Annotated in this window: 3 protein-coding genes and 2 pseudogenes; 1 reads left to right on the top strand and 4 read right to left on the bottom strand. The window is 70.5% G+C overall.

What is annotated here, in order from left to right; translation table 11 throughout:
- Positions 1–175: 175 nt before the first annotated feature.
- Together B207_RS43115 and B207_RS0131750 are read right to left on the bottom strand one after the other, a co-directional pair.
- Positions 176–345, bottom strand: a pseudogene (locus B207_RS43115) (response regulator transcription factor); the annotation flags it as partial.
- A 97-nt stretch (positions 346–442) separates the two neighbouring features.
- Positions 443–1,192, bottom strand: coding sequence for a hypothetical protein (locus B207_RS0131750; protein WP_018640728.1), 750 nt, complete (start codon positions 1,190–1,192; stop codon positions 443–445).
- 408 nt (positions 1,193–1,600) lie between these two features.
- On the opposite strand from B207_RS0131750, the gene mobF reads away from it, so the two are divergent.
- Positions 1,601–6,070, top strand: a complete 4,470-nt coding sequence (gene mobF / locus B207_RS0131745) for a MobF family relaxase (protein ID WP_230205342.1) — start codon at positions 1,601–1,603, stop codon at positions 6,068–6,070.
- Here mobF and B207_RS0131740 read toward each other — a convergent pair.
- Positions 5,972–6,475, bottom strand: a complete 504-nt coding sequence (locus B207_RS0131740; protein ID WP_154675762.1) for a hypothetical protein — start codon at positions 6,473–6,475, stop codon at positions 5,972–5,974. The genes mobF and B207_RS0131740 overlap by 99 nt on opposite strands.
- A gap of 164 nt (positions 6,476–6,639) precedes the next feature.
- Positions 6,640–7,183, bottom strand: a pseudogene (locus B207_RS40930) (hypothetical protein); the annotation flags it as partial.

The raw sequence follows: 7,183 nt of genomic DNA, 5'->3' as shown, positions 1-7,183 counted from the left end.
TGGGGCGGGCTCGGCGGCGGCATCGTCGGCCGCGCGGCGATGGACTTCCTGCTCCCGGACAACGTCGTCTTCCGCTACTCGACGCTCTGACGGCCTCCGCCGTCGCCGCGAACCGCCGCCCCGCGGACGTTCCCGCGCCCCGACGCGGACGTTCGCCGGGCGGCGGTCCGGCTCCGGCCCCGTCGTCGTAACCCTCCCGGACGGCAACCGGGTCAGCTCGACCCGACTGCGCAGCTGGAGTTATCCGAGCACGTTCTGGACGTGGTTCTGCACCGTCCGATGCGACACGCCAAGTTCTCGGGCCGCGTCCCGGGCGGACATGCCCGTCGCGACCAGTCGGAGGCAGCTCGCCACCGACTGGAAGATCGACGGGGGAACCCATAGCCATCTGGTCGCGGGCCCTGTTCGTGGCCGGCGTGCGTCGCTGAAAGCGTCTGCGGCGTCAAAGACCGAGAGCCGGGTCCGCGTCGCCCTCCGCTGGAACTGTCGCTGTCTGATCGAGATCGAGTCTGGCCGGCGCGGAATGTGGGTCGGACAGAGCTCGGGTGCCCGCGGTGACGGCATCCAGTACGTGACGGCCGTACTTCAGCAGGAACTCGTGTTGGCGGTCCGTGAGGTGCTCTCCACCCCATATGCCGTCAAGGCCCCCGGCGACGGCCCTGACCGCTTCCAGAGACCGCGGGTTGATCGTGGCCGGAAGATGGACGTCCGTGCCGGCGAACACGACGGTGTCGTGATGCCAGATGCGGTAGTAAACGGAGTCACGGCCCTGGTTGGGGAGGGCATGGCGTGCCGCGAGGATGTCGATGCGGACTTCACGTTCCTGCCAGCTGTACAGGGGATGATCGCGTTCCATTGCCGCGCTGTACGTGCTGTTCGGCTGATTTTTCGTGCGGATGAGGCTGTAGCGTGTGGGCCGTAGCGTGGGGTTCGGTGGCACTTCGTGAAGGCCGATGATCTGCCGTGGGCTGCCGAAGTGCGGTATGCGCGGTGACTGGTCGAGGGCCTGACGGGCTGCGCTCGGGATGGCGAACCCGAGCCGTTCCTCGAGGGTTGACAGGTTCTGCGTGTAGGTCCTGAGCGCCGGGTTCGCGGAATGGGTGTCGAGGTTCAGTTCGGCGGTGTATCCGTGTGTGTGTCGGCTATAACTGGCCGCGAACCTCCATTCTCCCGCGGGCACGGTGATGGACACTGGATACGTCGTGTCGGGAATTCCCGGATAGGACGTTGAGGACGGGGGCCTGGCCACGGCAGCCTGCCTCTCGGTGACATGTCTGATCGGCTGATAGCCGAGGGAGTCCTCCTCGCCGCGCCGGCGGAAGGAGGGCTCGTCGTTCGGGGCCCGCGGATCGGTCGCCAGCGGGGCCCGGCACTGATCCCGAGAGACATCCCCGGCCCAGGTGGGACCGCCTGCGCCTGGCCGTGGCCGTACCTGTCGGGCGACGGTCCCCGTTGCCTGTCGCCGTTGCGTCCGCAGCAGCGGTCGGAACCTCACTTTCCGAGGATCTCGAGCCTCGCACTCCTTTGGAGGTATCGGCGGTCGGCTGGGCGGTCCAGTTCCTGGTGGTGGGCGAGTCGGTCGCGGAACGGAGCGCGCGCTGTGATCGTCACGGTGAAGCTGTTGGGACTGCGGGCGAGGGATGCCGCGGCGGTGGCGAAGGCCGCGCGCCGGGTGGTCGCCTACGTCGAAGGCACTGCCGCGACCGGCTCTGCGAGGACGCAGGCGGATTACTACGGCGAGGGTGGCAAGGCACAGGGGTGGGCCCGCGGTTCCGGTGGAAGCCTCGTCGGACTGCGCGGCGCTGTGAGTTCAGAGCAGCTGCAACGGTTGTTGATGGGGCGGCACGGGGTGACGGGCGAACCGTTGTTGTCCGGGGCGGGGTCAGCGGGCCGTGCTGATCGGGAGTTTGTCAAGCTGCCTGCCGGTCAGGAGTGGTTCTCCATGGCGGAGGCGGCGCGGATTGCCGGGGTGGACGTGTCCTATCTCCGGCGACTCGCGGGCCGAAAACATGAGGAAGCAGATGGTCCACGTGAAGAGCAGGGAGCGGACCCGGCTGGCGCACAGTCACCCAGCAGCGACACGCGAACGAAGCGTCATCGTGATCAGGGGGAGAGAACAGGTGGGCGGCTGGCCGCGGAAAGGGATCCTGATTCCGGTCGGTGGCGGGTCTCGCGAGGCGAGCTGATCCGTTTCATCGAGCAGCGCGAACCGCCAACCGTGGTGATCGGGATGGACGTGGTCTGCGCCGCGCCGAAATGCCTGAGCCTGTTGTGGACGTTCGGGGATGAGGAACTTCGGCGGGATATCAGGGAGTCGGTCGAAGTCGGTATCGACGCGGTGTTCTCCTATCTGGAGCGGTACGCGACTCAGGGCATGGTCGCCGGGCGCAACCAGCCGGGGCTGGGGCTGGCAGCGGCCTCCTACCTGCACGACGTCTCGCGGGCGAACGAGGCGCACCTGCACGTCCACAACATCGTCGCGAACGTGGTGGCGATCCCCGTCCTGGACGAGACCGGTCAGCCGGAGCGGGACCCGGCGGGTGGGGTGCGGGTGGAGTGGCGGGCGTTGGACAGCGAGCTGTTCCTGGGGCATGCGCGCACCGCCGGGTTCGTCGGCGCGGCCGCCATGCGCCATGAGCTGTCCCGTCGGCGCGGTCTCACCTGGGGGCCGGTCCGCAACGGAGTAGCGGAGCTGGCGGACTTTCCCCTCGAGCTGCTTGCCGCCTTCTCCACCCGGCACGGGCAGGTACAGGAGGAGTTCGCCCAGCTGGTGGGGCAGGGAATGCTGCCGGACGGGCGGACCGAGGCAGCTGCCCAGCGTCGGTCCCGCGCTGCGAAGAAGGTGCTGGCTGACGACGAGGTGTACGCAGCGCAGGAGCGCCGCCTGACCGAGGCGGGCTGGTCTCCCTCCCAGCTCCGCGATCTGGCTCGCCACCGTGACCGCAGGCCGGCACACCCGACGGCCGCGGAGCTCGCCGAGTTGTCGGACCGGGTGATGGGGCCGCACGGCCTGACAGAGAAGGCACCGACGTTCGACCGGCGCGACATCTACCGGGAGGTGGCTGCCTGGGCAGGCGACCGGCTCGACGGTCCGGCGATCTCCGCAGTTGTGGACTGGCTGCTGGCCGATCCCCGTCTGGTCCGCATCGAGCAGCCGTCCGCGCGCCGCCGGCACCGGGGCGAGGAGACGTTCAGCACCGAGAACCTCCTCGACGTTGAGGACAGCCTGCTCACCCTGTGCCGGCAGGGCCGCGTCGACCGGGGAGGGCCGCCCCGAACCCTCATCCCTCACGAGGCAGTGCAGACGGCGTTGACGACCAGCGCCAGCGCCAGGACCAGCGCCAGCCCTGGTACCGGCCCCGGCGCCGCGCCGGAGATACAGCTGACCGAGGAGCAGCAGGACCTCGTCCGCAAGCTGCTCACCGACGACGATCTGGTCCGGCTGGTGATCGGTCCCGCAGGGTCGGGCAAGACGGCGGCGATGCGTACTGTCGCGCGACTGCTGACCGCGCGCGGCATCACCGTCCTCGGCGCGGCCCATGGCGGCCGTCAGGCCGAACATCTTGCGGCGACGCTGGAAGTCGAGACCAGAGTGGTCAGCGGGTGGCTCACCCTGCTCGACCACGCTGAGGATCCGGCCTCCCACTGGCCGGACGGCACCGTACTGGTCGTGGACGAAGCGAGTCAGGTCTCCACCCGGGACGCGGAGCGGCTGCTGCGCTACGCCACCCGCACCGGCACCGTGCTGATCTTCCTGGGAGATCCGGCGCAGCTGGGCAGTGTCGGCGCGGGCGGGTGGTTCGCGCACCTCGTCGCTGAGTCGGCACCGGCGCGGCTGACCGGCATCCACCGCCAACGCGGATCAGGCATGGCCGAGGTCCGCGCGGCACTGGCAGGCCTGCGTTCTGCGTTGCCGTCCGAGACGATGGCCGCGGTCGGTGCGCTGGTCCGCTCAGGTCACGTTCGCCTGTTCGACGACCGTGCGGGGCTGCTGGCCACAGCGGTCGCTGACTGGTACGGCGAGCGCGGCCGGGCCGGACGGGCGGCACCGATGCTCTCGGAGCGCCAGCGCGACGTCGACGCACTCAACACCGCGGCCCGCGGCGCGCTGACCGTGGACGGCTCCCTGACCGGCCCGGTGCTGATCGTGGCCGGTCGCGAGTTCCAGAAAGGCGACGAGGTGATCACCCTCACCCAGGCGGGTCACACGCTGATCCCCGCCGGGAGGTCTCGCAGCGACTACGTCCGCACCGGAACCATCGGACGTGTCCTGGCGGTGCGCGTCGACCCGGAGCGGCCGCAGCACCAGTCGGTCACCGTCCGGTTCCCCGGGAAGGGAACGGTCGAGGTCGGTTGGGACTACCTCACCCACGCCTTCCCGGATGGTCGTGACGGTGGCCTGGGCCATGCCTACGCCCTCACCGCGCACAAGGCGCAGGGGGCGACGATGTCGACGGCGCGGCCGATCGTCGTTGACGACACTTCCCGGGCCGGGTTGTACGTCATGCTGTCGCGTGCCCAGGAGCGCCTGCAGGCCTACCTGATCCGCCGCCCGGACCTGGAAGCCGACCTCGACGACGAGGACTGGCTGCCGGTCCTGCCGACCGACGGCGCGGTCGACCGACTGACCGAGCGGCTGCGCACCTCACGGACCGAACGGCTCGCCGGCGACCTCGACCCGGTCGCCCAGGCTGCCCACCGGCTCGGCGGCACCCACAGCCTGGCCGAGCTCCTCGCGCTCGCCGACCCCACCCGCCGGCCGGGCGAAGAGCGGGACCGGCCGGCGATGTCGGTGCTGCGCCGAGCCCAGATCGCCGCGCAGGCCCGGCTTGTCGCCCAGGCCCTGGCAGCACCAGGCCCGGAACTGCTCGCCCGGATCGGCCCCCGGCCGCAGTCCGGACCCCATCGGCTGCTGTGGGACAGGGCGGTCGGGGCGCTCGTGACCTACCGGGCCTCCTACACGCCGGACGTACCGGAGGGACCCGGCGTGCTGGCCGATAACCCGGGCCCGCGACCAGAGCCGGGCGAGCGCGATGCGGTCGCCCGCCGCTGGGAACAACTGCGCCGCCAGGCCACCACGCTGGCCGACACGTGGGCGGCCCGCCTGGCGTCCGCGTCCGCACACCGCTTCGCCGCCGGGGTGGAGGCCGCGCCCCGCCGACGTGCCGTGGCCGGCATCCACGCCCTGCTGGACGCAGGCTGGGATGCTCACGATCTTCTGATGGCACTCGGTGAAGAGGAACTGGGCACCGTTCGGGCCGGAGCAGCGGTTCTGGACCATCGGGTTGCAACCCTTTGCGCGCGGGCGCGCCTCGACGGCGCCACGTTTGAGCTGCCGGCGCCGCAGACTGCGGCCGAGGCCTGGCAGGCGGCGGTCACGCTGCTCGACACCGCGGAGTCCCTGCATCTGGCCGCTCGGCCCACCGCGGAGCTTGCCGCGGAGGACCGGCTGCTGGGATGCGTCCTGCGCGGGCCCGGGAACGACGCCGGCCTGCACGGGCATCTCGTTTCCCGCACGCGCCAGGCGGAGACGGCCCTCGCCGCGGCCACCTGGGGCCTTGGTCATGGTGAGGGCCCGTCAGGCCCCCCGGGGACACGGGCCCAGGACGGTCCAGCCCGTCCGAATTCCACGCCGTCGGAGAGGGACCTTCACCTGTGGGTGCAGGCAACACGCGAGCTACGGCTTGGCCGCATCCTGCTTGCCGCCGCCGATGGTGAGCCTGCCGCCCATGAGATGGTCACGCGGTACCGGGCCCGCATCGATGCTGCCCTCGGCCACCAGATCGATCAGGCCCTACTGCGTATCGACCAGGAACCGCCCCGCTACCTCACAGACCTGATGGGCCCTCGGCCGGCCGATCCCGCGGGTTCGGCCCGTTGGCGTGCACGCGCCCACGAGGTGGAAAGCTACCGGCACCGCGAACTCGGCCTCGCCTACAGCGAACTCGCCGTGCCACTCGCGGAGAAGCCGTCAGAACAGGCCCTCGGCGCTCCTCCGGAACAGCCCGAGTTGCGCACTCGGTACGAGGCGCTCCTGGCGGATCCCACCCAGCTCGACGTCGGCCTCTGACAACGTTCTCCCTCGCGGAGAGTATCTGAGCAATGACATTTGAGCGTGTGTCGGTGCCGAGGTCCTGGTAACGGACCCCGCCCCAGAAAGCGAGGTGGTGCGCGCTGGAGAGCTGGGCCATGTCGCCCTGGTCTCCGCGATGATGATCTCGGCTGCCGGGCGGCCGATACCCGGGATCGTGTCGAGGAGGTCCAGATCGGGCTGGTGGTCGGCGAGGAGGGCCGCGGTCCGTTCGCCGAAGGAGGCGATGACCTGCTTCCAGCGGTCGATCTCGTCGAGGTAGTGGCGGACCATGAAGGCGTGGTGGTCGGTGAACTCGCCGTCCAGTGCCTCGACGAGTACCAGGATCTTGGCACGGGCCCCGGCCGGCGGCGAGGTCGGCGAGCAGGTGTGGATCACGTTCACCGGCGACGAGGGCTTCCAGGATCTTCCGGCCGGTCATATCGACCAGGTGGGTGAGGACCGCGGCGAGTTTCATGCCGGTGTCCTCGATTCCTGCTCCAGCCGTTGGGCTTCCCAGCCGGCGGCGCGTGCCAGTTCGGCGCCGGTCGCCGAGTTGCTCTCGACCTTCACGTGGCCGATGGCGATGGCCACACATCGGGAGGTGCCACGGAGGTCGCGGCTGGCGTCGGCGGTGTGGAGGTGGACGGCGGGGCGGGTGGACTGGCCGAGGCTGCCGGCGGACTGGCCGGTGGGGGTGGGGCTGGTGGTGGTGTCGTTGTGGGGGCGGGTGGTCTGGGTGCGAAGGCGGTGGGGGTGATGCTGCGGATTCGTAGGCGGATGTGGGTGGGGCAGTGCTGGTCGGCGGGGGTGGCTTTCAGTGTGAGGAGGAGGGCGTCGTCGGGCAGGTTGGCGTTGGCGAGGTTCGTGCCGGGGATTCGGGCGAGGAGCGTCGGCGCGCCGGCCTCGTGATCGTCCTCGAGGTGCAGCCTGGTTGAGGTGACGGGTGCGCCGGTGGTTGTGGTTGCGGTTGCTTCGACGGTGACGGTGGTGGTGCGCCAGGGTCGGCGGGTGGTGGTGATGTCGAGGGCTTCGGCGCCGGGGGTGGTCGGGTCGAGGTCGGTGAGGGTGACCGCGAGGTCGTCTGCGCGCAGGGGGTGGCAGGCTTCCAGT

The sequence above is a fragment of the Parafrankia elaeagni genome (genome assembly GCF_000374165.1).
Classification (GTDB): domain Bacteria; phylum Actinomycetota; class Actinomycetes; order Frankiales; family Frankiaceae; genus Parafrankia; species Parafrankia elaeagni.
Note: the sequence above shows the minus strand (reverse complement) of the source record. Positions and strands in the feature narration are given on the sequence as shown.